At 65.9% G+C, this 24798-nt stretch carries 23 protein-coding genes; 6 read left to right on the forward strand and 17 right to left on the reverse strand.

The window, feature by feature from the left end; translation table 11 throughout:
• Together ACJEIK_RS26165 and ACJEIK_RS26170 are read right to left on the reverse strand one after the other, a co-directional pair.
• Nucleotides 1-1785, reverse strand: a complete 1785-nt coding sequence (locus ACJEIK_RS26165) for an N-acyl-D-amino-acid deacylase family protein (protein WP_409430524.1) — start codon at nucleotides 1783-1785, stop codon at nucleotides 1-3.
• Nucleotides 1786-1842: 57 nt separating this feature from the next.
• On the reverse strand, nucleotides 1843-2775 hold the full coding sequence (locus ACJEIK_RS26170; RefSeq protein ID WP_409430525.1) for an NAD-dependent epimerase/dehydratase family protein: 933 nt from the start codon (nucleotides 2773-2775) through the stop codon (nucleotides 1843-1845).
• Between the two features lie 51 nt (nucleotides 2776-2826).
• On the opposite strand from ACJEIK_RS26170, the gene ACJEIK_RS26175 reads away from it, so the two are divergent.
• The 5 genes from ACJEIK_RS26175 to ACJEIK_RS26195 all read left to right on the forward strand — a co-directional run bounded on the left by ACJEIK_RS26175 (nucleotide 2827) and on the right by ACJEIK_RS26195 (nucleotide 6772).
• Entirely contained in the window at nucleotides 2827-4572 is a 1746-nt protein-coding gene (locus tag ACJEIK_RS26175; protein ID WP_409430526.1) for a hypothetical protein, read from the forward strand.
• Nucleotides 4573-4668: 96 nt separating this feature from the next.
• Nucleotides 4669-5010, forward strand: coding sequence for a hypothetical protein (locus ACJEIK_RS26180; protein ID WP_409430527.1), 342 nt, complete (start codon nucleotides 4669-4671; stop codon nucleotides 5008-5010).
• Between the two features lie 35 nt (nucleotides 5011-5045).
• Nucleotides 5046-5402: a hypothetical protein gene (locus ACJEIK_RS26185; protein WP_409430528.1), complete on the forward strand. Its 357-nt coding sequence runs from the start codon at nucleotides 5046-5048 to the stop codon at nucleotides 5400-5402.
• Between the two features lie 121 nt (nucleotides 5403-5523).
• Entirely contained in the window at nucleotides 5524-5763 is a 240-nt protein-coding gene (locus ACJEIK_RS26190) for a hypothetical protein (RefSeq protein ID WP_409430529.1), read from the forward strand.
• A gap of 55 nt (nucleotides 5764-5818) precedes the next feature.
• Nucleotides 5819-6772 carry a tyrosine-type recombinase/integrase gene (locus ACJEIK_RS26195; RefSeq protein WP_409431764.1) on the forward strand — a complete coding sequence of 318 codons (954 nt, stop codon included), beginning with the start codon at nucleotides 5819-5821 and terminating at the stop codon, nucleotides 6770-6772.
• A gap of 61 nt (nucleotides 6773-6833) precedes the next feature.
• Here ACJEIK_RS26195 and ACJEIK_RS26200 read toward each other — a convergent pair whose 3' ends face one another.
• The 14 genes from ACJEIK_RS26200 to ACJEIK_RS26265 all read right to left on the reverse strand — a co-directional run bounded on the left by ACJEIK_RS26200 (nucleotide 6834) and on the right by ACJEIK_RS26265 (nucleotide 23313).
• Nucleotides 6834-7091, reverse strand: coding sequence for a hypothetical protein (locus ACJEIK_RS26200; RefSeq protein ID WP_409430530.1), 258 nt, complete (start codon nucleotides 7089-7091; stop codon nucleotides 6834-6836).
• Complete coding sequence (locus tag ACJEIK_RS26205; protein WP_409430531.1) at nucleotides 7088-7549, reverse strand: hypothetical protein; 462 nt, start codon at nucleotides 7547-7549, stop codon at nucleotides 7088-7090. Before ACJEIK_RS26205 ends, ACJEIK_RS26200 begins: the two co-directional genes overlap by 4 nt.
• 3 nt (nucleotides 7550-7552) lie before the next feature.
• Nucleotides 7553-9049 carry a hypothetical protein gene (locus tag ACJEIK_RS26210; RefSeq protein ID WP_409430532.1) on the reverse strand — a complete coding sequence of 499 codons (1497 nt, stop codon included), beginning with the start codon at nucleotides 9047-9049 and terminating at the stop codon, nucleotides 7553-7555.
• 16 nt (nucleotides 9050-9065) lie between these two features.
• Nucleotides 9066-9188, reverse strand: a complete 123-nt coding sequence (locus ACJEIK_RS26215; protein ID WP_409430533.1) for a hypothetical protein — start codon at nucleotides 9186-9188, stop codon at nucleotides 9066-9068.
• Nucleotides 9188-9595: a hypothetical protein gene (locus ACJEIK_RS26220; protein ID WP_409430534.1), complete on the reverse strand. Its 408-nt coding sequence runs from the start codon at nucleotides 9593-9595 to the stop codon at nucleotides 9188-9190. Before ACJEIK_RS26220 ends, ACJEIK_RS26215 begins: the two co-directional genes overlap by 1 nt.
• 43 nt (nucleotides 9596-9638) lie before the next feature.
• A complete protein-coding gene (locus tag ACJEIK_RS26225) occupies nucleotides 9639-10892 on the reverse strand; it encodes a hypothetical protein (protein WP_409430535.1) in 1254 nt (417 codons plus the stop codon).
• Nucleotides 10893-11025: 133 nt separating this feature from the next.
• Complete coding sequence (locus tag ACJEIK_RS26230; RefSeq protein ID WP_409430536.1) at nucleotides 11026-13431, reverse strand: hypothetical protein; 2406 nt, start codon at nucleotides 13429-13431, stop codon at nucleotides 11026-11028.
• The gene (locus tag ACJEIK_RS26235) at nucleotides 13415-13696 is read right to left on the reverse strand and encodes a hypothetical protein (protein WP_409430537.1); all 282 of its coding nucleotides are present in this window, start codon (nucleotides 13694-13696) and stop codon (nucleotides 13415-13417) included. The genes ACJEIK_RS26230 and ACJEIK_RS26235 overlap by 17 nt, the downstream gene beginning before the upstream one ends.
• Nucleotides 13696-14748 (reverse strand): phage tail protein, encoded by a 1053-nt coding sequence (locus ACJEIK_RS26240; protein ID WP_409430538.1) that lies wholly within the window; start codon nucleotides 14746-14748, stop codon nucleotides 13696-13698. The genes ACJEIK_RS26235 and ACJEIK_RS26240 overlap by 1 nt, the downstream gene beginning before the upstream one ends.
• Nucleotides 14745-15131, reverse strand: coding sequence for a hypothetical protein (locus ACJEIK_RS26245; RefSeq protein WP_409430539.1), 387 nt, complete (start codon nucleotides 15129-15131; stop codon nucleotides 14745-14747). Before ACJEIK_RS26245 ends, ACJEIK_RS26240 begins: the two co-directional genes overlap by 4 nt.
• Before the next feature lie 69 nt (nucleotides 15132-15200).
• Nucleotides 15201-16916, reverse strand: a complete 1716-nt coding sequence (locus tag ACJEIK_RS26250; RefSeq protein WP_409430540.1) for a hypothetical protein — start codon at nucleotides 16914-16916, stop codon at nucleotides 15201-15203.
• Nucleotides 16916-18025: a hypothetical protein gene (locus tag ACJEIK_RS26255; RefSeq protein WP_409430541.1), complete on the reverse strand. Its 1110-nt coding sequence runs from the start codon at nucleotides 18023-18025 to the stop codon at nucleotides 16916-16918. Before ACJEIK_RS26255 ends, ACJEIK_RS26250 begins: the two co-directional genes overlap by 1 nt.
• Nucleotides 18022-22425, reverse strand: coding sequence for a hypothetical protein (locus ACJEIK_RS26260; protein WP_409430542.1), 4404 nt, complete (start codon nucleotides 22423-22425; stop codon nucleotides 18022-18024). The genes ACJEIK_RS26255 and ACJEIK_RS26260 overlap by 4 nt, the downstream gene beginning before the upstream one ends.
• A 423-nt stretch (nucleotides 22426-22848) precedes the next feature.
• Nucleotides 22849-23313: a hypothetical protein gene (locus tag ACJEIK_RS26265; protein WP_409430543.1), complete on the reverse strand. Its 465-nt coding sequence runs from the start codon at nucleotides 23311-23313 to the stop codon at nucleotides 22849-22851.
• Nucleotides 23314-23435: 122 nt separating this feature from the next.
• Here ACJEIK_RS26265 and ACJEIK_RS26270 point away from each other — a divergent pair, with 122 nt between their 5' ends.
• Nucleotides 23436-23831, forward strand: coding sequence for a hypothetical protein (locus ACJEIK_RS26270; protein WP_409430544.1), 396 nt, complete (start codon nucleotides 23436-23438; stop codon nucleotides 23829-23831).
• 3 nt (nucleotides 23832-23834) lie between these two features.
• On the opposite strand, the gene ACJEIK_RS26275 is transcribed toward ACJEIK_RS26270, so the two are convergent.
• Nucleotides 23835-24698: a hypothetical protein gene (locus ACJEIK_RS26275; protein ID WP_409430545.1), complete on the reverse strand. Its 864-nt coding sequence runs from the start codon at nucleotides 24696-24698 to the stop codon at nucleotides 23835-23837.
• Nucleotides 24699-24798: the final 100 nt, after the last annotated feature.

Raw genomic sequence — 24798 nt, forward strand, 5'->3', positions numbered from 1 at the left:
TCAGACCGCTTGCGCCACCGGCAGTTTCGCGCCACGCGCCGGCAGGTAGTGGCCGGACTTCACGGTCTGGCCGTAGCCCTCGACGAAGTCGCCGTCGCGGAACACCACCTGGCCACCCACACCGGTCGCCACGACGGCGGCGTCGCTGCGGTTGACCATGCGGCTCAGGCCGCCGTAGAACTCGACCGAATCCTCGTGGTACGCCTCGAGTTCGGCGTCGAGCCCGGCCGGGTCGATCACGACGAAGTCGGCGCGCTCACCCTGACGCAGGGTGCCGGCCTCCAGGCCGAACCAGTCGGCGACCTCACCGGTCAGCCGGTGCACGGCGTGCTCGGTGGTCATGAACGGGCGGCCGGCCTTGTCGGCGTCCTGCACACGGCGCAGCATCCGCAGCGCGTAGTTGTAGAACGCCATATTGCGAAGGTGCGCACCGGCATCCGAGAAGCCCATGTGGACCGACGGTTCGACGGCCAGCTTGTCGAGCTGCTTGGGCCGGTGGTTGGCCACGATGGTGGTCCAGCGGGTGTTGCGTTCCCCGTGTTCGACAAGGACGTCGAGGAAGGCGTCGAGCGGATGGCTGCCGCGCTCGTCGGCGATCTGGCCAAAGCTCTTGCCGATCAACGACTTGTCGGGGCACTCGACGATGGTCGAGTCGTGGAAGTCGCGGTGCCACAGCGTCGGGCCCAGCACCTTCTTGTCGAACGACTTGCGGAACCGGCGCCGGTACTCCGGGTCGGCCATGAGCTTGTTGCGCTCCAGCTGGTCGCGCAGGTGCAGTGCCGCGGTGCCCGCGCCGAACTCCTCGAAAACCGGGAGATCGATTCCGTCCGAATACAATTCGAACGGCACCGGTAGGTGCTGGAAGCGGACCTTCGAGTTCAGTACCTTGTTGGCCAGGCGGGTCACCGGGCCCAGCAGGTACACGGCGCCGGGCGACGACTTGGCGTCGGCGGCCACCAGCAGGCTCATGCGCACTCCGGCACGACGGCCGAACCAGCCGCTGCTCTCGAGGAAGAAGTTCAGTGCCTCTTGCAGTTTGGCGACGTTGGGCGCGCTCTGCAGGATGCGGCCGCGCTTGCGCAGCACCTTGATGAGGCGGCGGCGTTCCCGCCACGTGGCGAACGTCGAAGGCAGGGCGCGCGAGCGGAAGCGGTCGCCGTCGAGCTTGTCGATCGCGGCGTCCATGCCCGACATGCCGAGCATGCCGGCGTCCAGGGCCGCCTCGAGCCGCGACGCCATGGTCTCGAGCTCGGCGTTGGTCGGGGTGACGTTCGGGGTCGTCGCGCGGTCCAGACCCAGCACCGAAGTCCGCAGATCGGAGTGGCCCAGCAGCGAGCTGACGTTGGGGCCGAGCGGCAGCGCCTCGAGCGCCTGTACGTACTCCGCCGGTCCGGACCAGGACCGGTTCTGCTCGAGCGCGCCGACGACGAACTTGCGCGGCACCGCCTCGACGCGGCTGAACAGGTCGGCGGCGTCGTCGTTCTCGGCGTAAACCGTTGACAGCGAACACATGCCGAGCAGCACCGTCGTCACGCCGTGGCGGACGGACTCGCGCAGACCCGGATCGAGGAGCACCTCGGCGTCGTAGTGGGTGTGGACGTCGATGAAGCCCGGCGTCACCCACTTGCCCTTGGCATCGATGACGTCGGGGCAGCCCGTCTCATCGAGCGGCTGTGCCGACACCGTCGCGACGACGCCGTCGCGGATACCCAGATTGCGCAGTTGCGGCGTGCGGCCGGTGCCGTCGAACCACAGGCCGCCAGAGACGATCACGTCGTAGGTCATGACGTGAGACTAGGACAGAAAGTGAGTGCTTACAATCTTTTTCTGCAAAATTGCAGGTCAGGGGCGGAAGAAGTCCACCGTCCGGGACACGCCCTCGGCCAGCGCCACCTTGGGGCTCCACCCCAGCACCTGCTGCGCGCGGCTGATGTCGAGGCACGATTTACGCAGGTCACCGAGGCGAGGCGGGTGCAACTCCGGCGCGTCCGGGACGCCGACGGCCGCGGCGATCGCGGTGTGCAGCTGCGCCACCGACGTTTCGACCCCGGTGCCGACGTTGAACCGCTGCCCGCCGCCGGCTTCGCCGCCGGCGCGCACGAAGGCGTCGACGACGTCGTCGACGAAGACGTAGTCGCGGGTGTCGGTGCCGTCACCGAAGATCTTGGTGGGCCGGCCGGCCAGCAGCGCCTGGCTGAAGATCGCGACCACGCCGGCTTCGCCGTGCGGATCCTGGCGCGGGCCGTAGACGTTGGCCGGCGCGATGTGCGAGCAGTCCAGCCCGTACAGGTTGCGGAACATGTTGAGGTAGACCTCGCCGCACACCTTGCTGGCGGCATACGGGGACGACGGGTCGACCGGCATGTCCTCGTTGGTCGGATACCCCGGTGGGACGCCGTAGATGGACCCGCCCGACGAGGTGTGCACGACCTTGCGGACGCCGTTGCTGCGGGCCGCCTCGGCCAGCCGCACGGTGCCGACGACGTTGACCCCGGCGTCGAACGGGGAGTCGGTCACCGACCGCGCGACGGAGATCTGCGCCGCCAGGTGGAAGATCACCTCGGGCTTGGTCTCGGCGACGATGCCGTGCAGATCGGCGTCGACGATGTCCGCCTTCACGAACTGGAACTGCGCATTGCGCTCGGCGTCGGCGAGGTTGTCGACCTTGCCGCTGCTCAGGTCGTCGAGCCCGACGACGTCGTGTCCTTCGGACAGGAGCCGGTCGACGAGCGTCGACCCGATGAACCCGGCAGCACCAGTGACAAGTGTTCGCACGGCGCAACCATACCGACGGTTGCTGCGGAGTGCCCCGTACAGTCGACAAGAGTGAACTGGGTCGCCCGAACCACCGCCGCGCTGGTGGTGCTGCAGCTGATACTGCGGGCGGTCCTGGCATTCGGCGGCTACTTCTACTGGGACGACCTGATCCTGATCGGCCAGGCCGGCACCCATTCCCTGCTGTCACCCGACTTCCTGTTCAACGACCACGACGGGCACGTCATGCCTGCCGGGTTCCTGCTGGCCGGGGTGCTGACGCGACTGGCACCGCTGAACTGGTTCTGGCCGGCGTTGAGCCTGGTGGTGCTGCAGCTGATCGCGTCGCTGGCGCTGGTGCGCGCCCTACGGGTGATCCTCGGGTGGCGGCCCGTGCTGCTGGTGCCGCTGACGTTCGCGCTGTTCACGCCCTTGGGCGTGCCGGCGTTCGCGTGGTGGTCGGCGGGCCTCAACGCGCTGCCGATGGCGGCGGCCATGGCCTGGGTCTGCGCCGACGCCATCCAGTTGGTCCGCACCGGAAAAGCGCGGTACGTGTGGACCGGCTGCCTGGCCTATCTGGGCGGGCTGCTGTTCTTCGAGAAGTCCGCGGTGATCCCGTTCACCGCGTTCGCGGTGTGCTGGCTGCTGATGTACGTGACGGGCAACCGGGTCTCGGTCTGGCGCGCGGGCCTGCGGCTGTGGCTGGGGCTGCTGACCATCACCACCGGATGGGTCGGCGTCTACCTCCTTGTGGTCAACCAGAAGCGCTGGACCCTGGACCTGGCGATGACGTGGGAGCTGCTGGCCCGGTCCGTCACACACGGGCTGGTGCCCACCCTGGCGGGCGGGCCGTGGGACTGGCAGCGCTGGGCGCCCGCCTCGCCGTGGGCGACGCCCGGCCCGGTGGTCATGGTGCTGGGCTGGCTGGTACTCGCCGCGGTGGTCGCGGTCTCGCTGCTGCGCAAGCGCCGATTGGGGCCGGTGTGGCTGGCCGCCGTGGGGTACGTGGTGGCCTGCCAAGTGCCGATCTATCTCATGCGGTCGTCGAAGTTCACCGCCCTCGAGCTGGCGCAGACGTTGCGCTATCTGTCCGACCTCGTCGTGGTGCTGGCGCTGCTGGCCGCCGTCGCCTTCTGCGCACCCAACCGGAGTTCACGGTTCGACGACTCCGCGCGCCGGCGCATCGCAATTGCCTGCGCCGCAACACTATTCGTGGGCAGCAGCCTGTACTCGTGGGCAACCTTCCTGCCCAGCTGGCGCGACAACCCGACGCGCGCCTACCTCGTCAACGTCGAGGCCTCGCTGGCCAACGCGCCCCGCGGCGTGCCACTGCTGGATCAGGAAGTCGACCCCCTGATCCTGCAACGCGTGGCCTGGCCGCAGAACCTGGCGAGCCACATGTTCGCCCTGCTGCGCGACCGGCCTGAATTCGCTTCCAGCACAACCTCTTTGCAGATGCTCACCGCGACCGGCCAATTGGTGCCAGCCCAGGTGACGTGGACGCGCACCATCGCCCCGGGCCCGGCACCGAACTGCGGCTACCTGGTGCAGACCGACGCGCCGGTCACCATGCCGCTCGACGGTCCGCTGCTGCCGGCCGACTGGACCGCCGAGCTCAACTACCTGGCCAACAGCGACGGGTCCCTGACCATGTCCCTGCCCGAGGGACGCGAGGCCCGGGTGCCGGTGCACCCCGGACTGAACCGGGTGTTCGTCCGGTTGCCCGGGGCCGGGGCCGCGATCCAGGTGAAGGCCAACACCGCGGCGCTGTCGGTGTGCGTCGCCTCCGGTCCGGTGGGGTTCCTGGCGCCCAAATAGCCGCGCAAAAAACTGTCCCCTTCCGGGGCGGTGCGCACTCCTACCTGTGTCAGCAAGTCCGCCCGGGCCTGCGACCACCGGAAAAGGAGAACTCCCATGACCATCACCGGCACCGCAAACGGCAAGCGCATCGCACTGGCCGCCCTCATCGGCACGGCGGCGCTGTATGTGGCCCCGCTGGCGCTGACGACGCCCCTCGCAAGCGCAGATTCCCTGGCGGAGCGCTGCACAAAAGGCAACGGCACCTTCGCCCTCGGGACGCGGTCGGACGGGTCGATCGTCGCGAGCTGCACGACGACCAACTCGGACGGCGTGAAAACGCAGTGCTCCGAGATCAATCACAAACCGCAGGGCTGCATCACCGTGCCGCGGACGGCTGTGAAGGGCCCCCACATCCCGACCGGTGACCTCGTCCCGGTTCAGGTCGATCGCTCCTGACCCCCGTCGTCCACCACCGAAAAGGAAATCCAGCAATGAACACGAACTCGATGATCAAGCCGACCTTGGCCGCCCTGCTGAGTGCTGCCGCGCTGTACGCCGTGCCGGCGATCCTGTCCGCACCAGGCGCCAACGCCACGGTCGGCAGCGATTGCATGGGTTCGAATCAGACCTACGAATCCAAAGTCGCCAATGGGCACTCCTACGAGGCCTGCACGACGACCGACAAGAACGGCGACAAGACGAAGTGCTCGTACGTCGACGGAAAGGCGCAGGGCTGCATCGCCGTCCCGATGCGCAAGCCCAAATTCAACCTGGACCCGAGCGTGGTGGCACCGGTTACGGAGACGCCGTCCGCGGGGCCGCACACGCTGCCCGACCAACGCCGGTAGCGCAAAAAGTTGTGGAGCCACCCAGGGGAATCGAACCCCTGACCTATTCATTACAAGCGACCCAACAAGGGCCCGAGCGGATCACTATCCCGGGGCACGTGATCCCCCTTCGGCGGGTCGCATGAGCGCGATCGCGATGTCACGATCCGTCACCGACTCCGGTTCGCCGATCTGGCGCGCCAGCGACGATATCGGCCCGATCGCCTCCGCGATCTATTGCGATGGGAGCTGGTTGGTATCCAGCTACCTCACTGGCCCGCCAGTGCTCCCGTTGGAGACCGATAACGAGGAAACCGCCTGCGGCTGGGTCCAGTGGATCGCAGAGCAGATTGTTGCGTCACGCCCGGTTGTCAGCCTGTGACGCAACAGAGCCTGAACGGTAACCGCCGATCATCTTTTCAGCAGGACCCCAGGTGATGCACAGTTACGGCCAAGTAAATAACTCGGTCCTAGGGGGTTCCGCTTCAATGCTAAAGACTTGGCGCACATGGCAATTGGCACAATCGCTGTCGCTGCGGACGGTAACGGAACGGACCGCCGCGGTGCAGCGATTTAGCGAATGGTGCAACATCGCGCCCGAACACGCACAGGTTGAGGACATCGTCACGTGGCTGGCCGAGGGCGGCACCTGGCTGCCCAACACCCGATGGACGTACTACACCTCGCTGACCGCGTTCTTCCTGTGGTTGCAGAAAACCGGCCGCCGCGTCGACAACCCCATGGTGATGATCGAATCACCTAAGCGGACCAAGGGCGTGCCTCACCCTGTCACCAACCAGTGCGTCCAGCGCCTACTCAAAGTGCGGTGCCGCCTGCGCACCAAGGCCATGCTGCGACTCGCACTGTTCGCCGGGTTCCGCGCCCACGAGATTGCCAAGGTGAAGGGTGAGGATTTCGACCTGGTCGCCCGCACTGTGACCGTTACCGGCAAGGGCGGTTTCACCGCGACGTTGCCGCTGCACCACTACGTGCTGGAAATTGCGTACCAGATGCCGCGGCGCGGATATTGGTTCCCAGGCGTCGACCGCGGGCACCAGCGCCGGGAATCGGTGTGCGGCACGCTCAAGGATGCGATGGTTCGGGCCGGCGTCACCGGGTCGGGCCACTGGCTGCGCCACTGGTTTGGCACCGCGCTGCTCGAGGCCGGCGTCGACGTGCGGGTGGTCCAGACGTTGCTGCGGCACCAGAACCTTGCGACGACCGAGATCTACACCAAGGTGTCCGACTCGCGCCGGGCGCAGGGTATCGAGCTGCTCGATCCGTTCCGGCTTGAGCCAGTCGCCGAGCTCACGCCTGCGATGCGCCGCATGGTCGACGAAGCCTGCCAGGACGATGAGGATGCCTATCCTGCTGACGTCGCGGCGGCCTAGCTGCACCACACGGGACTGCCGCCCCCCGACCAAGTAATCGGGGAGCGGCACTGCCCAGTGGTCAGACCTCTCCGCGCAGCTCCGGCGGCAGAGGCGGCGGCGGAACACCCGGGGCGTGCTCCAGGCGCCAGCTCAGCCAGTCTCGGATGTGCAGGACCGCGCTTCGGAACTGTTTCTTGAGGCCGTCGCGCTCTGTCTCCACGGCGGCGAGTCGGTCGGACAGCTCCTTGATCTTGCGGGAGTTGCGCGCAGTCCAGGCGCCCAGGACACCGGTGACTGCGACACCGACTGCGTTGATGATTTCCGGCCAGTCGATCACTTGGCGTTGACCGCCGCCGCAGCCGCGATGACCTGCTGGGCCAAGGAGCCGGCCTGTTCGGCGATCGCCGCGGCGCCGAGGCCGACGACGGGGAGATTGCCGAGGGCGTCCTTGGCTGCGGCGGTGACTTTGTCGATCTCGGAGGCGACCTGGGCGTGATTCTCGGCCAGAACGGACAGCCCGTTGATGATCTGATCAACGACGGGCGGTTGCTCCGGTGTGGGTTCGAGCATGCCCGGAACTCGCTTTTGTGCCTTGAGCACCGATGCCGCAGTGACGGCCGCCCCGCCGCCGAGCAGGCCGCCGAGCAGCTGGACGATGTTGACGACTGCGTTGGCGGTCGATGGGTCGATCACCTTGATCACGCCGAGGAACAGTGCGATGGCGACACCGACCTGTCCGGCGGCGTAGATCGCGGCCCGGGTGTCGATCTTGTCTTCGGTAGCGAGTTTCTTCATGGGTCATGCGCCTTTCTGGGTGGCGAGGAATCCTTGCAGGACAGCGGGATTCGTGGTCTCGATGTAGGTCAGGACGTTGGTTGCCTGCTCGATGGCCCACGGGTCGATGCCGGGGTTGGGGTTGCCGGCGTCGACCTCCCACCACTTGGTGGCACCGACGCCGCCGGCCGCGGTCGCCTGGACAAGCAGCAGCGCCCACCGGGCGCCGCGGATCGCGTTCTGTTCGACCCAGTTCATGTGGCCGCAGGCATCGGCGCCGAGCGAGGCGTCGTCGCCGCGCATGGTGCGTTCGTTGCTGGTGCGGTAGATCGACCGCGAGGTGTGCAGTGTCACGTCGGTCTCCGGGTCGGTGGGTTGCGGTTGGGCAGGTACGTCGATGCCGAGTGCCTGCGCGAATGCCGTTGCGGTGAGGCCGTTCGCGGCGTTCATGTCGCAGTTGCCGAACGGTGGCGCCCCCTCGGGCAGGCCGCCGCCGTAGCCCTGGCCGTCGGTGTACTGGTGCGCGATCATGCCCGGGTAGGTGGGCAGCTTCCCGTAGCCGGCGACGACCAGCCGGATGCCGTCAGGCTTGTGTGGCCACAGTGCGTCCAGGTCTCCGGTGTTGCCGTAGCCGATGACACGGCGTGGGTCGCCGAGCCAGTCCACGAGCTGACCGAATGCGCCGTTGATGCCGGCGGACTGGTCGCCGCGGATCTGTCCGTTCCACGACTCGACGTCCAGCATGATCGCCATGCGCGGATGCGGTTGTCCGATCTGCGATTTGAGCGTGGCGATCGCGTCCTCCCAGTTAGTCCGCCACACGAAGTACACGATGAAGAACGCCAGCTTTCCGCTGTCGGCCGCCGCCTTGCACCAGGCGTAGTTCGTTGCCCAGTTCTTGTCCCGGTAGGTGCCGTCATTCGAGCGGATCGTCAGCACGCGGTACGGGTACGAATCATCCACTGGTCGTTGCCATTCGGAGACATCGGCGAACAGGGTGTCTTGAGGCTCGATGATGGTCACGGGTGTTCCGTCCTCAGTGATCGGGCCGGGCAAGTACGCCCAGCTGTTCGCGTACGGGTGATCGATCGGCCACGCAGCAGGCTGTGTGACTAAGCCCTTGCTGGCGGCGGATTCGATGCGCATGCCGTCGAGCTCGCCCCACATGTGCGAGTTCTCCCCGCCGCCCGGGCCGTGATGGAATGCGAGCTTCACGACCGCGTCTGCCGGAATGTCAGCCGGGCTGGCGACGACGATCGTCCCGAACGGTCCGCCGCCGCCGATCGGGATCGGACCGCCCATCGTCTTGGGCCGGTAGGACTCTGTGGTCGCGCCCTCGGCCTGCCGGCCTACGACCCACCGGCCGCGCACGCGCTCGAGGACTGTCTGCCACACCTCGGAGCAGTCGGTGCCCTGGCCGATGTTCGTCTCGGACAGCGCGCCGCCGTACTTGTACGGGTTTCCGAGCCTGTACCGGATAAGTCCTTTGGCGGCTTCGACATTGGCGCGGGTGAATGTCATTGCGGTGCTATTCCTTTCACCACGAGAGCAATGGGTCCTGGTCGGGGTCGGCGCCGAAGACCATCCACAGACCGAAGGCCCCGGCGAAGATGCCAAGGCCCGCAACGGTTCCCGCCACGACGGCGGCGATGGTGCGCATCAGAGTTTGAAGATCTTGTTGGCCCCGTTGTCCCACGTGACGGTGATGTCGCCGCCATTAGGGGTGACAGGTAAGCCGGAGGCCGTGTCGATGTAGGCGATCAGCGCGCTCGTGCCGGCGGTGCCGGTGTCCTTGTACAAGACGACCGCTTCGACCGACGGTCCCGAGACTGCGGTGAACAGTGAATCGGCCGCGTCGGCGACACCAGCTGCCACCGTCTTGGCGCTGAGGTTGGCCGACGTCGCGACGCGCGCCCCGGCCGCGATGTCCGACAGGAACTGGTGTGTAGCCAGGTTGACTGTGTACGCGCCGGTGTCGACGAGCACCGCCTTGATGCTGTCAGCCAACCAGTTGATGCCGCCCGTCAGGAAAGCTTCGCGGCCTTTGTCGTAGAGTGCGTTTGCCATTGGTATGACCTTTCGTTGTGAATTCAGTTGGGGTTGCTGGGTTTTAAGTGTTGTCGCCGCAGGTGACGGTCCCGATCCATCCGTTTTGGTCTTGGAAGTTGTTGAAGTTCGACTGAATAAGGCAAGAGCCGATACCGACGTAGCGCCCCGGAACTCCGAAAGTCGCGCCACCCGTGTCAGTCCAGGTGATCGCTACTGCCCCGTTTTGGTATCCGGTGTATACGTAGTCCGATCCGACTTTCTTCCACCCGAACCACCAAATATCGTTCGCCGCTGGCGTTGCAGGTGCATTGGCATTGGCGAGCACGCCAGCGCCAGTTCCCTTGTTAATCTCGACGGTGTTGGCACCTTGCGAGGGCCGCACCGCCAGGCTGATCACCTTGGTCATCGCTGTCGGAGAGTCAATACCGACGCACAACAGCGTGCCTCTGTCGTCATTGGCCGCCGTACTGGCCTTGGCGGAAACGAAAGCACCGTTCGCGGAAAACTGTGTCTTGCAGGTGATTCCGCTGTAGTACTTGCCGTACCCGAAATACCCGCCGACTCTATTCGGATAGACCTTGCCGCTGGAAAGATAGACACCGGAGTTCCAGTTCTGCCCCCAGAAGTTGGTGTCGAAGGCGTTGCCGGACAACACGTTCGTTACCGATATCCCGGCAGAGACAGCCGGCGTGCCGAAGGCTTCGCCGGATGCGATGCCGCTCGCCGTGACGGGACCGAAGGTCACCTTCGCCGCCCCGAACGCCTCCAATGAGGCGATGCCCGCCGGGGTGACGGTGACCGGCCCGCGCCCGATGTTCGGCACGCCGACTGCTTCCGTTGATGCGATGCCCGCGGGAGAGACAGTGCAGACGATCTTCGCCAGACCGATCGCCTCTGCGGATGCGATGCCGGCCGGAGCGATAGCCCGCCCCACGGAAACCGCGCCGAACACTTCATCTGACGGGATACCGGTCGGGGTGGCAGTGACCGGGCCACGGGTAACCGTCGCCGCACCAAATAGCTCAGTGGAGGCGATACCAGCGGGCACGATGCTCACAGCGCCACCAGTCACCACCGCGGTACCGAACGCTTCACCGGAGGCTATCCCCGCGGGTGCAAGCGTTACTGGTCCGACGACGACCGGCGCTCCGACAGCTTCACCCGACGGGATGCCCGCCGGCGTGATGCGAGCACCAAGCAAGGTCACCACGGCCAGACCGAACGCCTCCGCGGATGCGATACCGACCGGCGTCGCCCGCACTATCCACGGCAGGGTGTTGCGGCTCCACCAGCCTTTGCGTACTGCGGTCGGCATTAGGATGCCCGCGACTTGCGGTTCAAGCCGGCGCCCTTCCGCTTGTTCGCATTGGGGCGCGCCGGCAGGCCCCGGCTGGCCAGGAATTCGCCCTGCGTCACCACGTCAGCCGAGGGGGTGGGCGGGGAAACCGCTAGGGCTTCCAGTCTTGAAGCAGCCAATTCGCTACCTTTCCTCCGTTGACGCCGCTCGCGCGAATGATCTGGATGTGCCCGTACCGGTACAAAGCGCCTTGCGGCACAACCGATCCGGAGTCTGTCCACGTCAGTCCGGGCACAACGATGTCGTTGAAATAGACCTGGTATTGCTTGGTGGCCACGTTGTAGGTGACCGACCATTTGCCGTTGTTTCCGGTGCGGGACACCGTGGTTCGCACGGTCTGCGTGCCGCCGATGATCGATGTCAGCTGCACAGTCGAGCTGTTCAGCGACAGGATCATGCCGTTCTGACCTTCGCGGTCCGCGCCACAGAAGATCGACGTGGCACTGGCGCTGACACCGGTGATATCGACGTCCAGCCGGAACTGATCCGTCGCGGTCGTGCGGATGTACAGCGCCTGCTGGAACCCGTTGACCGTCCCGCCGTAGGCGACCTGGCCCTGATCGATCACAAGATTGCCGCCGGTATCGGTCACTGATTGCGACCAGTAGTAACCCAGCTCATTACGCTCGAAATCGTCGGTCCAGGTGAACGCCTCAGGAATGTCAGATGCGTTCGCCGCCAACACAAACCACGGTGTCGTGGTCGATGCGTTGATGATCGTGTTCTTCTGAGCGTTGGTGTACGACGTCTTGTTGGTGTCGGTGACGCCGCTGGTCTCCCACTGGATACTGGGCACACCAAACGCCCACGCGAGCCCCTTCACCGACAGGGTCTTCGAGGTCGATGCATTGCGCAGCCGCGCCAAGTACCGCTCACCCCGCGCCGCAACGAGCCGGTACGTCGTCCACACCAGCGACACCAGCGTGTCCGACGTCGGGATGAACGACGACACATCGCTGTTCACAACGCGCACGAGGCTGCCGTCAGGGTTCTCGCGGAACACCTCGAACCAGTAGTCGCCCGCCGCCGGCGTAACGCTCGAATAGGCGGCGAATTGGTAGGCCGTGAACACGCAGTCCTCGGTGGCCGTGATGAACCCGCCGATGGTCGTGTTCGGCCCGTACTCCCACCAGGGTGCCTGCGACGTCGCGTCGTCGGTCGGTCCGGGGATGGCGTGCGTGTGCGCCGTGCCGGCCGATGCGGGCCCGATCGAATCGGCGTACACGTTGAATTTGCTGTTCAGAATCGCCGGGTACGTGGCCGCCGAGATCGGGTACCCCGACACCCAGCCGGGTTGGCGAGTCACACCGGAGGTCGACGAGACGACGAACTGCTTGGTCTGCGACTGAGTCGTCGCAACGTCCTTCTTGTAGCCGGTCAGCGTCGCAATCATGTCGGCGATCCCGGCCCCCGCGAACGGAATTCCCGACACGGCCTGGATGACGCCTTCAACGACCTGCTGAATGAACGCGTTCAGGTTGCCCAACGCAGTGGTCAATCCCGCCACGGCGGCCTGCGGAATGTTGGTCAGCGCGTGGATGACATCGGCGTCACTGTGACCGGTGCCCGGTACTCCCAGCGCGTTGCAGATCGCGTCACGGATCGTCTGCCCCGCCGAGGCTAGAGCGTCGGCCAGGCCGTCAACGAGGCTCTGCGGCAACTTGTCCGGCTTGGTCGCACGCGGGGCAGCGAACCACACCGTGCCGACCGTCGCGCCAGCGGTCGTCTTGAGGACGCCCGACAGACTGTCCCAGGCGTCGCCAGCCTGCCGCGTGAGGGACCCGGACAGCGTCGTCCAGTCCAGCGCGGCACCGGACGGCTGGTGAACGGCGAAGTCGCCGCTGGCCACTTCGACAGCCTTGGTGGGGTCGGCGGGGTCGCTGGCCCAGCCGATCCATGACAGGCGGATCGGCGAGCCATTCGACGTGGTGACACCGGAGTACTTGATCTGTATCGACGCTTCGACCTTGCGGCCGACGTCGAGCAGGATCCGCTCGGAGATCAGCTCATGGACGGTGCCGTCAAAATCGGTCCGAGCCGAGCCCGCCGCGCCGGACGGTTTCACCGCAGCGTCGAACACCCACATCGGCGCCTCGTCCGCGAGCTGGTCGGCACTGACGAAGTCGGCCCACAGGTTCGGCGTCGCGGCCGTGATGGCGCTGATCGGGATGTTGTTCAGCCACGACAGCGGGTTGAGGAACGTGGTCATGATCTGCTGCCACGCCTGCTCCGGTGACGGCAGGTTCAGCAGGTCCAGGCCTTGGCCGATGAGCGCTTCGACGAACTGCCGCAGGCCGTTGATGCCGCCCTGCAGCCCATTGAGCGCGTCGGCCAGGATCGACAGGTCGACGCCCGTCAGCTCCTTGAGTCCGGCGATCCAGTCGGCGAACAGCTTCGCCAGGTCCATCTTCGGCAACCGCGGCAGCGTCGGGTCGAGCCGCTCGACCGGGTTGTGCGAAATCTGGACGTGCCGGCCCAGATCAATCGACGCTGGCATGCGGCTCTCTCGTCGCGACGCCGCGGAAGAAGCGCCACCGGAAATCGGTGGCGGGCCGCTTGAGTACCTCGCGTTCGGTCTGCGGGGACACCTCCGACGGGTCCAGGTCGCCGAGGTCTTCGAACTCGGTGATCACGAGGTACTCAGAGGCGGCCTCACGGTCGAACGATTCACGCGTCAGCCACACCAGCGTGGCGTCGTCGTCGGCGGTGTGCTGGTCGGCCAGAACCGGCACGACTGTCTTGAGTTCGCGTTGGTAAGCCATCAGACCTCGATGAGCTGGACGACCAGCTGGGCGTCGGCGCGGTTGAAGCTGTACAAGCCGAGCAGGCCGTCATTGACGAGGTTGACGTTGATCGTCTGCTGCTCGTTTGCGTTGATCAGCGCGACTTCGTTGTCCATCGTCATCGCATCGGTCGGCGCCCCGGGACGCGAGAAGTGCGGCAGCAGAATGGTTTCCTGCGCGATGGTTCCCTTGCCGCGTCCGATCACCTGCCCGCTGGTCGCATCCCCGAGACGCACCTCAGCGCCAATCTTGAACGGATCGGTGATGTTGAGATCGACCCCGAACGCCTTGAAATGCCCGAAAACGAAAGGCTTGCAAGCGAAATCGGGCACCGGAAGCTGGTAGGACAGAATCCTGATGCGGCCGTTGATGATCGCGTTGACGTTGGTGAACGCCGCCTCAGGGATCGAGAACCCGATAACCCGCTTGCCGAGAAAGCTCGACGGCTTCCACTTGCCGGCAGTCTCGTCCCACATCGGAACGTCTTTGTCGACAGGCGGCAGCGTGTTGTCGTAATCCAGCGCACTGCGGATCGCGGCCGCCGGCCCCGGGATACCGCGCGGCGCCGCGATCTTGAAGTGCAGATGCGGATTGAGCGCCGTACCCGAAGGCACCACCACGCTGGTTTCACTGGGGTCGAGCAGCTCGATGCTGAACGACATCTGCGGAACAGGACCGGGCTTCCCCGCGTAACCCGCTGGGCGCGTGAGGTATTCAGTGCCCATCCACACATACAGCAGATCGCCGATCCACCACGTCTTGCCCTTGTCGGCCAGGCCCAGATCACCGGGCAGCTGCGTCGGCGTAGTGATGGCCGGGTTGATGTGCAGATCCACCACCGGAGACGGCAAGCCATCCTCGCCCTTGTCGCCCTTGAGCACCGGGACCGTGGCCACGATGTCATCGCCAACACCTTCGAACGTGCAGGTGCGCAGGCCCGGGACTTCGCCGTCGGACACGACACCAAACACGTGCATGACGTTCAGCCAGTCCATCAGGTGCACCGGCTGCCCGGGCAGTGGTGTGCTCACGTGAAATCTCCTTCGATTCTGGTGGGGGTTTGCCAGGGCACAAGCTCGTCAAGATCGGGCAGCTCCGGCGGCTCCGGTATCGGTCCGACGGCCGTAATCGGTTCCGGCGCATCGGGATCGTCCGGAGTGTCGAGGGCAACCCAGTCGATGACGCCGGCGAGCTGGCCGGGGCGGTCAGGGATGGCGCGGCGCTTGATGATGGCCTTGTCCGGATCGACGTCGGCGCCAGCGCGGGCGAGGTGGAACGCGAAGCAGACGCGCTGGTCGTCGGTGAGGAACAGCACCTCACCGCGCGGGCCGCGCGCAAACGCGAGAGCGTCGGTGAGGCGCGCCGCTGCGTCCAACAAACGCTGAGCGTCGGGGTGGCGCGGTTTCTCGGTCAATTGATCGTCTCCTTGACATGACGAGTAGCCCCGGCACCCAATGGGCGCGGAGCGAAGGGGTTGGGGCGTCTAGACGCCGACGGCGGCGCCGCCGATGAGGGAACCGATCGCGTTCCACCCGTCGGCGAGCGCCTTCATCCCAGCTTCGAACGGGTCGTGGTCCCGGGCCTTGCCGATCGTCAAACCCAGTGTTAGCGGTTCCTTTTCGGAAACTGACCACTTGGCGCCGCGGACCTGGTCGACGTAGTAGACGCCGTCGATTTCCCACATGCCGCGATCACCGACGACGTAGTCGAACCCATACACGTGCGGGCGCCCGTCACGGGTGGTCATCGTGAAGGACACCTTGGGTGACGTCTTCCAGATGCCCTGACGGATCGTGAGGGCCGCCGAAACCACCCAGGCGAAGCCATTGCCGGACTCGACGTGATCGAGCATCGCGTAGTCGTTAAGCCACACCGCCACTTTGGGATTCGTGAACTTCTCCCACGCGAAGAACAGGTCGTCCAGCTGGCCCTGGTAGAGATTGTCCAAACCCGAGGATCCCGGTTGCTGGTACGCCGAACCCGGATACGGGATGACTTGCTCGAGCTGCGCGAGACCGTAGCGGATCCCAAAGGTGATGCCCTGGTTCAAAATCGTCGGCGAGTGACCACCGGTCCACACGGTGGCGGCTGTTCCACGCTGCATGCGGTGCGTCGAGGTGATGATGCCCGAGTACTTGCACTCACGCCACACCAGGTCCGGCTTCTCCGGGGCCACGCCGAGCAGCCGACGGAAGAACGGATCGGTGATGCCGTCGCCGTCGCGGTCCAGCGGCAGGATCACCTCGGTGATCGTGTCGTCGAGGATCGCGCCGATCGCGTCCAGCGCGCCATCGAATGCGGTCCCGGTCGGACCGACGATTCCGGACTTATTCTCGAACGCCAAGACGATGCAGTTACGGGACGGGCGCGCGTTCTTCTCGCCGACGATGGCCGCCAGCTCCGGGTGCGGACTGGTGGCGTCCTCTTCAAGCCACAGATAGTCGATCAGGCCGACACCGGTGTCCTCGCCGAGCGGAGCGTGAATGTCGTGCAACATCTGGGCTTTCGCCGCAATCGGCACGATGCGCGAGGTATCGGTGATCGGGTTCACGAACTGAACCTGGATCGGCCAATGCAGCGGGCTGATGTTCCCGGCCCGGGTCGTCAGCCAATGCACCGGGTCCGCCCACGAGGTGGGCAGAGACAGGAACGGCCAGAACGTGCGCAGCAGGTTCAGGAACGTCGTGAACGCCAGCCCAGACCGCGCGTTCTGCAGCCACAGCCAAGCTTTCAGCTGGAACTCGGGCGCCGACACCGGAGTCGGGATGAGCGCGATGTGCTTGGCGTGCTCGCGCAGCGATATCAGTTCGAGGTCGACCCAGTGCGTTCCATCCTCATCCTTGACCGCGACGACGGACTGAATCCGGAAACCGATCCGGGTTTTCCACGACCTGATGTTCGGGTTGGGGTCGACCGCCAGGTGCAGGTCCTCGGTGTACCGGGTACCGCGCGCCATGAGGTCCGCTAGCCAATCGTCCCGGCGGACACGGATTTTCCCGACACCGGTGTCATCCCACAAGCGCTCCCAGTCGCCCTCTCGGACCTGTCCGCGCAGCGTTCCGAGGTACTGCAGCCGCTTGTCGAGCACACGCAGCAACGGCTTCTGCTTGCCGGCGCGCCGCCACATTTCGCGCCGGCCGTTGAGCAGCCGGTACTTGGCGATCGCGTCGGTGGGTTCAGTGATGACCCGCGCCGGCATCAGTTGACCCCGCGCTTGTACCACTGCGGCATGACCATCGTGATCTTCCCGGCCGGGTTCGTATGTGTCACTTTGATGTTCGCCATCGTTTCGGACGGGATCGGCGACATAAATCCGATGCCGCCCGGGATCCGGCGGCCGATCGGCAGACCGGCGTCGGCGTTGCTGATGTCACCGAGAATGTAATCGAGGATCTCGCTGTTACGGATCAGCTTCCACAGCGCAGTGTCGATCGGATCATGCTCGGAGGTCAGCGTGCGGGCCGACGGGTCGGTGTCGACCAGGACCATGCCGTCCTGCGGCCTGATCTTCGGCAGCTTCACGATGCGGTCGGTCATGCCGTCCTGGATCGTCACGTCGCCAGCGCCTTCGACGATGAACTTGGGCCACTGCTCGTCCCAGTCGCCGTTGTTGGGCAGGCGTAGGACGCCGTGATTGCGGCCGTTGATGATCGCGTTGGCCGCGTCGTTGCGCCATTCCTTGGTCAGGACTCGCTTGCTGTAGAACGGGAACGGGCAGTGGATCGTCATCGCCGCCGACGCGTAGTAATTGCCGTACGCGTGCGGGTCGATCTCGACGTTGTCGTAGTTGGGTTCACCGATCCGGGCGCGGGTCCAGTGCCACCCGTCGTAGCGGGTGAACTCACCGATGTAACCCATTGGCCGGTCGGCATCTTCGGGCCAGTCGCGGTACCACTGGCCCATGATCTGTTCGAGCGCCACCGCAGTGTCCGGGTACCGCAGCCGCGAGACCGCGTTGATGTGCGGTGCAAAGTGCAGGTTGAGCTGATAGATGCGCTTGGTGTAGTCGGTACGCTCGTGCTCTTCACCGAGCATCCAGGGGCCACCGGAGTACCGCTGATCGAACGATGCTCCGGTGCCCCCCTTCATACCTGGGGCCTGGATCACGCCGCGGTTTCCCTTGAACGACCCGGCCAGGGTGTAGATGCGCTCACTGTCGGGCGAGACGTACACACGCTTGGTCTGATCGGACATCAGCTGCCGCGCGAATGGCCCCATGTCGGCGTCGGTCCACGTCTGAAACGACGGCTCGGCAGCACGATCGAGGATCGGGTCGTATTTCAGCCATTTGCTTGTGCCAGCGGTCATTTCGCCCCCATCCCGTGTCGGTTGGTCGCCGCCCACTGACGGGCCTCAATTTTCGGCATGATCTCCCGCGGGTTGACCCCCGAGACGTTGTAGGTGTCCCCTGCTGGCGCCGGCCCCGGTAGCGGTCCCGTTCCGGTGCCGGCCGCACCGATCGGTTGCAGATTCTTCGGCTCCGTGGACGGCGCCAGATTCGGCAGATCGATCCCCGACAATGCGCCGCCGGCCATGCCGTCTCCCTGCTCGCCATCAGCTCCAGCCCATGCCTTTGCGTAGCCCGCACCCCAATTCAGCAGGGCCAGACCAGACTTCACGTTCGGCCACTCCAAGGGGTTCGAGAACACGCTGCCGTCGAGGCCGATGCCCTGCAGCAGGCCAGACACCAGAGATTGGCCGAAACCCTGCACGCCGGCGTCGCCGGCCTCCTTGGTGGTGCCCTTCGATTTCTTGTCCAGCACCTCGGTGAGCCGCTGTTCGGCGGTGGCCTGCCGATCCTTGGCGGCATCGAGTCGGCGCTGTGCGTTGTCGCGCTTCTTCTCAGCGGCCTTGCGTTTCTTGTCATTTGGCGCGGAGTTCAGCTCGGCGTTGGCCTCGTCGAGGTCCTGCTGAGCTGCGGCGCTGGCGGCCTTGGTGCGGCGCACCGAGGCCTGTGCGGACATCACCTGCGATGCCGACGCTCCGCCTCCGCCGGTCGTCTTGCCGTTGTCGCCGCCGGCCAGCGCGATCCACGCGCGGTTCGGGAACGATGATGCGCCGGCCGCGCCGCCGCCGTACTGGCCGCCGCCTTTCTTGCCGCCCATCTCGACGTTGACGTTGCCGCCGTCTGGATCCACGATCGTGCCTGCGGTGTGGCCGCCGCCCGGGCCGCCGTTCTCCCAACCGACCCAGTACGCGGCAACGCCGTCCGGCGGATCGCCGGCCTGGAAGCCGCGCTTCAACAGTTCGGAGCTTTCGGAGCCTGTAGCGAATCGGCCGCTGGCGCCGGTGAGGAAGTTCGCGATCGTCGACTGCGCTCCACTGCAGTCGGTGGAGAATGTGTCGCCGTTGCCGCCGCCCCAGTTGTAGCTGTTCCCTGCGATGTTCGAGGCGAACGACTTGAGCTCGTCGACGGTGATACCGCCGTCAGCGAAGCTGGTCAGCCCGAAGCGGCGCGCGACCTCCAGCAGGATCGCAGTGGACCGCCCCCGCTTGGCCGGCGCCAGCGGAATGTAGGCCTCACCTCCGGTCTCTTCCTCGGCGAAGATCGTGCCCGCCCCCCGGCCCGCGTAGATGTCGGCAGTCTGCGGCTTACGCATCTGCCGCAAACCACCGTCGGCCATCGCGATCGCGCCGAACGCGTGGCCCAGGACGATCGCGCCGTCGGCACGACCACCACCGGTCGGACGTCGAGTCTCGCCGGGTACAGCGGGCACGAACGCGGGCGTGCGGACCTCCACGGGCACAACGATTGTCGACTTCAGCTTGTCCAACTCGGCCTGGGCTTGGTCCGCGTTGGTCTTGACGATGATCAGCTTGTTGTCGGGCGTTTCCTTGACCGCGTAGCCCAGTTTCTGGAGCAGCTGCAGAGTCTGCTGACCGAGTGGTGCGTCAACCTTGATGCTCTTGTCGTTGTCCTCGTGAACCTTCTCACCGAGCGACTTGAGCAGCGCCAGCGCGGTGTCCCCTCCGGGCGTATCGACCTTGATCGGCACGTCAGTGGGGATGGAGCCGTCCTGGAACAGCTTTGCCAGCGCACTGATCTTGCCGGACGCATCGGCCACCGATCCGCCGAAGCGGTCGTATGCGGTCCGCACCTGATCGATCGACAGCCCCGTGCGGGCCGCGATGTCAGCGAACTGCGCCTCGTTGTCGGCGAGCACCTTGCCCATGTCGCCACCCGACTGGGCCATCGCGGTAGTTGCGTCGCGGATGGCGAGCAACTGGTCTTTGAGGGCAACACCGTTCGCGGTCAGTGCGCTGACTCGGCCACCGTCGGCGACCAGCTCCTGGCCGAACCCCTTCGACTTGTCGATCGGATCTTGATTCTGGGCCTTCGACGCTTCAATCGCGCGGGTGTGCTGCGCCTCAGCCTCCGCGAGCCCGACCGCTGGATTCATGGCGTCCATCGCGGCCTTGAGTGCGTTGGTCTTGTCGGCCGCCGATGCCGTGTTGTCTGCGAGTTTCCGCATGGCCGTGGCCATCTCGTACACACCTGGTGCGGTGTTGGCTGCGACAGTCTGTTGCTGTGTGAACTCGGTGCGGGCTCTGCGTAGTTCATCAGCGGCCCGCCGGCCGCCGTCGCCTGTGGCGTCCAGCTTGCTGACCAGGAGGTCGAACGCAGCCTGCGACCCGTACGTGGAGTCGGCAAGCTGCTCGGTGGTCATCTTCAGACCGTCGAGAGCCTGCTTCGCTGCGCTGGCCGCGCGACCCTCGGCTTCACGCTGGCCCTTCTCGGATTCCTTGACGTCGAAGATGCCCAGACTGCTTACTCGCTTGGCGAATCCGACTGTCGCGTCCCAGTTGGAGTGGTGTCCGGCGTCGCGGAAGCCGTCCCAGAAGCTGCCCGTTTTCTTCGATGCCGCGTCGAACTCGTCGCCGATGGCGGCGATGCGGTCCGCTGCGGAGCCCTTGACGTTGTCATCGAATGCGCCGCGCGATTTCCCCAGTGCCGCATTGAGATTGACCTGCGCTCGCTCGGTGCGGTGCACCGCGTCCTGGTATGCCTGCAGCGACTGGTCGGCCTTCTGATTCTGCTGGGAGATGACGGCGAACGCCGCTCCTGCTGCGACCAGAGCCGCAGAGAACGGGCCGCCGAGCGCACCGATCAGCCCACCGGCGGCGCGCCCCATGATGCCCAAACCGCCGGACACCGCACCCATAGCGCCGGCACCCGCGAGAGTCCCCAGCGCCCGAGTGGTCCCCGACAGCATCGAGGGTGCGCCGATGAACGCATTCATGGACCGACGGAACGTCTGAGAGTTGTTGGTCAGCACCGTCATTGCACGCGACACGGCCGACAGTTGCCCGGCGTTGTTGCCCAGGTTGCGGAAGTCGCCGACGATCCGGGCGACGCCGGTCCCGACATGGGTGGCCGTCGTGCGCACCGAGCTGCCGACCGTGGCGACCGCCGTGTTGACCGGAGCGAACACCTGGCCGATGCGGCCCATGATGGTCGGCACCGTTTTGAACGCCAGCCACGCCAGGGCTGCGGTCTTGACCAGGCCGGCGTTCTCCGCGAGCAGGCGCGCCAACTGCGAGATGGGTGGAAGTACCGCAGACGACCACGCCCTGGACGCGTCGTACATACTGCCGAACAGCGGCGGCAGGGCGCCTAGTATCGGCTCCCACGACTTGAGCTGCTCGCGGCCCTGCTCGAAGAACTGCGACAGTTTTGCTTGCCCGTCAGTGGAATTCAGGAATCGGGCCAGCGCGTTCGAACCCTTGTCCAGCGCCCCGAGCAGCCCTTCGCCGCCGCCTGCCGCCTTGGTGAGCGCGGTGAACGACTGCCCCACACCGAGCATCGTCCGGCCCAGGTGCGTGGTCCCGGTCAGCCCGTCGTTGATCCACGTGTTCAGCCGGCCGTCAGCGGCCGCCGCGGTGGTGAACGCGTTGAATCGCACGGCAAGGTCGCTGACCGCAGAGCCCAGGCGCGGGACCGAATCCGATCCGGTAGAGGCCAGTGTGCCGAAGGCGTTGATCAGTGGTGCGATGGCCGCGTTGGCGCGGTTCTGCGCGTCCGCGCTGTTGCCGAATATCCGGTCCAGGAAGCCCTGCGTCGACGAGGATGACCCGACGCGCAGCATCTCTCGGATGCTGTTGTTCCAGGCGCGGCTGGTCTTTTCCATCCCGTTCTGGAGGGTGGGCAGTGTCGTGTTGCCGAACCGGGTGAAATCGCCGTCGACGTTGGCGAACACGTTGCCGCGCACCGAGTTCTGCAGCTTCTTGAATTCGTCGTGGAACCCGACCACCGCAGTCATCGCGCGCTTGGTGTTGGGCTCCATGTCCTTCATGGCCTCGGCGGCCTTCTTGATGTCTTTCGGGTCACCACTCTCGGCGGCCTCCCACATCTTTTTGAAGGAGTCGCCGACGCCCTGGGTAGCGAGCTTGAGGGTGCCCAAGGATGCGCCGCCGGTGGCCAGCACACCCGGGAGAACCAGGCCCGCCTGGGCCACCTGCTGGATCGACGCCGCTACCGTGCCGAAGGCCGCAGCGACCGCCGGCAGGTTCCCGACCCCGATACCGCCGAGCGCCACCTTCAGTTCGCGCCCCAAGGCCGCCCCGGCCTCCGAGCCCATCTGCTGCCCCAGGCGCCGACCCGACGCCTTGGCATCATTGTCGGCGTCGTTGAGGGCGCGCTTGATTTCGCGGCGCAGCCCCTGTCCGGAGACGGCGAGTGTGACCCACGCTGTGGCTAGTTCAGGCAATTGTTCACTCTCCCAACGTGTTTCAGTGGCTCATGATTGATGCCATTGCGGGCACCATCGCCGCGATCTTCTCGTCGCTCCATGCGGGAGCGGTATCGGCCGGCTTCACGCCGGGGCGTTCTATCGGTGTCGGATAGTCGGGCTTGTCCTGGAAGTGCGCTCGGCGGATGTACCAGGTGAGTACTTCGACCCTGTCGATCAGGACCGCGACGAGGTGGTCGGTGGTTGTCCAGCCACCGTCGTCGCGATTGCGTTCCTGCTCCTGGTCGATCGCGTCCCGCAGCGCGGACCCCGGCGGGGGGTAGTCGACGTAGTCGGCCAGACCCCGCCAGCCCAGTTCGTCGAGCGTCTTCCCGTCGCGGAGGAGGTCACGCCGAAGAGGGCCGGCGAACAGATCGTCATGGACGATCCGGGCCAGCCGGACTATTCCCCCGCGGTGACACCTTCGGCGTCGTCGTCGTCACTGCTGTCCGACGTCCAGGCCTTCCACAGCTCGTGGAAGTCGTCGGGTCCGTCGACCGGGCACGGCCGCGAGTCGATGAGTTCCTGCGCGGCCGGGCAGGCGCCCCGGTCGATCGCGGCGGACTCGACGTCGAAGTCGGTCTCCAGATGCCGGATGCTGCGCAGGAACTGCTTCGAGTAGATGTCCCGGAACAGGCGCAGCGCAACGACTTTCCCGTCCGGGTAGGTGTGCGTGTACAGCTCGGTTCCCTTGGGGTAGTGCTGCGACCAGTCGTAGTTGGCGTCGCCGGGGACCGGCGGCGGCGGTGCCTGTGGTTCCACACTGCCGATGACGAGACCGTCCTCGGTAACGATATCGAGCCCATCGCCGTTCGGGCGGACCTCAATACCGACTCCGGCTGCTTCCTCAGTTTTCTTGCTACCCATGCGTTTTTCCTTGGCTCCCTTGGCTGTCGGATAGTGGGCCTCCCCGACGCCGCGCCAAGGTGTACGGCGCCGGGGAGACGAATCGGGCGAATCAGCCTGTGAGCTGGCTGTACATTCGCGGAGTGAAGAAACTGTTGACCAAGCCCGGAAACGTCATGCTCGCCATCGCCGCAGTCCTGTTCCTGGCGACGGCGCTGACCGCGCTGTGGCCGGTAAGCAATTCGAACGGGACTGACTGCGGCAGTTGGGTCGAGCGGAACGACACCAAGGCGGCCTACGAGGACGCGAAGTCAGTGTCGAAAGTCGATTCGATCCTCGGGCAGTACGGATCCAGCTATCGGGACCTCGTGGGCGAGAAGAACACCGCCGAAGTCGACAAATGCCACGCAGCGCGCGACGCGAAGAACTTCCCGCTGACCCTGCTCGCCGTCGGGACCGGCGCAGCGCTCGTGGTCGGCATCATTCGCCGTTACCAGCCCGCTGGTGGCCGCGACTCGCAGGACGCGGCCACCAGTTAGGACCTACGGAGCTGGGGCGACCGAGACAGTGGCGCCGGCCGGCGCCAGGTTGGTGCCGTCGACGGAGATCGTCGGGACACCGGCGGTGGTGACCTTGACGGTCCACGGGCCCGCACCGGTGACCGTCGCGGCAGTGACGCCAGGCAGCGCAGCCACCGCGGTCTGGAACGCGGTGTTGCTGGAGTTGTAGGCGATCTCCGCGTCGTTGGAGCCGACCTTGAAGTCGAACGTGCCGCCCGTCGCCGCAGTGCCGCCCAGGGACACGATGACCGTGGTTTCGACGAGCTTGTCGTCCAGCTCGGTGACCTCGTACCAGGTGTTGCCGGCCAGGTCGGGGAACAGCTCCAGCGTGATCTCGTAGACCTGCCAGTCCTTCGACTGGTAGATGATGTCGCCGATCTCGGAGACCTGGGCGTCGGGCAGACGCTTGCGGACCTTGTCGTTGCCGTCCCGGGTATCCACGACGTACGAGGCGTGCTCGAGCAGGTCCGAGTTGGACCGGGCTTCGATCAGAGTGCCGTGCGCCGCGGTGGCCGCCGTGACGTCGACGTTGGCGTCGCCGTAGATCATCTTCTTGGCCTCGGGCGACTTCGGTTCGATCAGGACGAACTTGGCGGTGTCATCCTTGCCGGTCTGGATCGAGCGGACCTTGTCGCCGTTCCAGTCCTTCTTCTTCTCCTGGTCCCGCTTGGTGGACAGGGTCAGGCCAGTCTCGTCGCAGCCACCGAGCCGCGAGTTCCAGCCCGGGATGTTCGGCATGGTGTCGGACGGCTTGATCGGCAGGACCGTGCCGAGGGGGAATCGGAAGATGCCTCCGGTCAGGCCGGGCTTGAACACGCCGGTGTTCTTCACGTTGGTGTGCGCCATGAGCTTTTACCTCTCTGTTGGGGTCGTTCGGCCCCAGGTCTGGGGGCGCGACGGATTGCCTGTCACCGGGTGGTGCGGGGGTGAAAAACCTTGGCTGTGT

Origin of the sequence: Mycobacterium sp. SMC-16, from assembly GCF_046250085.1 — a bacterium.
In the GTDB taxonomy this organism is placed as follows: domain Bacteria; phylum Actinomycetota; class Actinomycetes; order Mycobacteriales; family Mycobacteriaceae; genus Mycobacterium; species Mycobacterium phocaicum.

Bases quoted from the DNA above. Each gene is read 5' to 3' on its own strand.
- ACJEIK_RS26165 (WP_409430524.1), bottom strand. From the start codon at position 1,785: ATGACCTACGACGTGATCGTCTCTGGCGGCCTGTGGTTCGACGGCACC.
- ACJEIK_RS26180 (WP_409430527.1), top strand. From the start codon at position 4,669: ATGACCATCACCGGCACCGCAAACGGCAAGCGCATCGCACTGGCCGCC.
- ACJEIK_RS26185 (WP_409430528.1), top strand. From the start codon at position 5,046: ATGAACACGAACTCGATGATCAAGCCGACCTTGGCCGCCCTGCTGAGT.
- ACJEIK_RS26190 (WP_409430529.1), top strand. From the start codon at position 5,524: ATGAGCGCGATCGCGATGTCACGATCCGTCACCGACTCCGGTTCGCCG.
- ACJEIK_RS26195 (WP_409431764.1), top strand. From the start codon at position 5,819: ATGCACAGTTACGGCCAAGTAAATAACTCGGTCCTAGGGGGTTCCGCT.
- ACJEIK_RS26205 (WP_409430531.1), bottom strand. From the start codon at position 7,549: ATGAAGAAACTCGCTACCGAAGACAAGATCGACACCCGGGCCGCGATC.
- ACJEIK_RS26210 (WP_409430532.1), bottom strand. From the start codon at position 9,049: ATGACATTCACCCGCGCCAATGTCGAAGCCGCCAAAGGACTTATCCGG.
- ACJEIK_RS26215 (WP_409430533.1), bottom strand. From the start codon at position 9,188: ATGCGCACCATCGCCGCCGTCGTGGCGGGAACCGTTGCGGGCCTTGGC.
- ACJEIK_RS26220 (WP_409430534.1), bottom strand. From the start codon at position 9,595: ATGGCAAACGCACTCTACGACAAAGGCCGCGAAGCTTTCCTGACGGGC.
- ACJEIK_RS26225 (WP_409430535.1), bottom strand. From the start codon at position 10,892: ATGCCGACCGCAGTACGCAAAGGCTGGTGGAGCCGCAACACCCTGCCG.
- ACJEIK_RS26230 (WP_409430536.1), bottom strand. From the start codon at position 13,431: ATGCCAGCGTCGATTGATCTGGGCCGGCACGTCCAGATTTCGCACAAC.
- ACJEIK_RS26235 (WP_409430537.1), bottom strand. From the start codon at position 13,696: ATGGCTTACCAACGCGAACTCAAGACAGTCGTGCCGGTTCTGGCCGAC.
- ACJEIK_RS26250 (WP_409430540.1), bottom strand. From the start codon at position 16,916: ATGCCGGCGCGGGTCATCACTGAACCCACCGACGCGATCGCCAAGTAC.
- ACJEIK_RS26255 (WP_409430541.1), bottom strand. From the start codon at position 18,025: ATGACCGCTGGCACAAGCAAATGGCTGAAATACGACCCGATCCTCGAT.
- ACJEIK_RS26265 (WP_409430543.1), bottom strand. From the start codon at position 23,313: ATGGGTAGCAAGAAAACTGAGGAAGCAGCCGGAGTCGGTATTGAGGTC.
- ACJEIK_RS26275 (WP_409430545.1), bottom strand. From the start codon at position 24,698: ATGGCGCACACCAACGTGAAGAACACCGGCGTGTTCAAGCCCGGCCTG.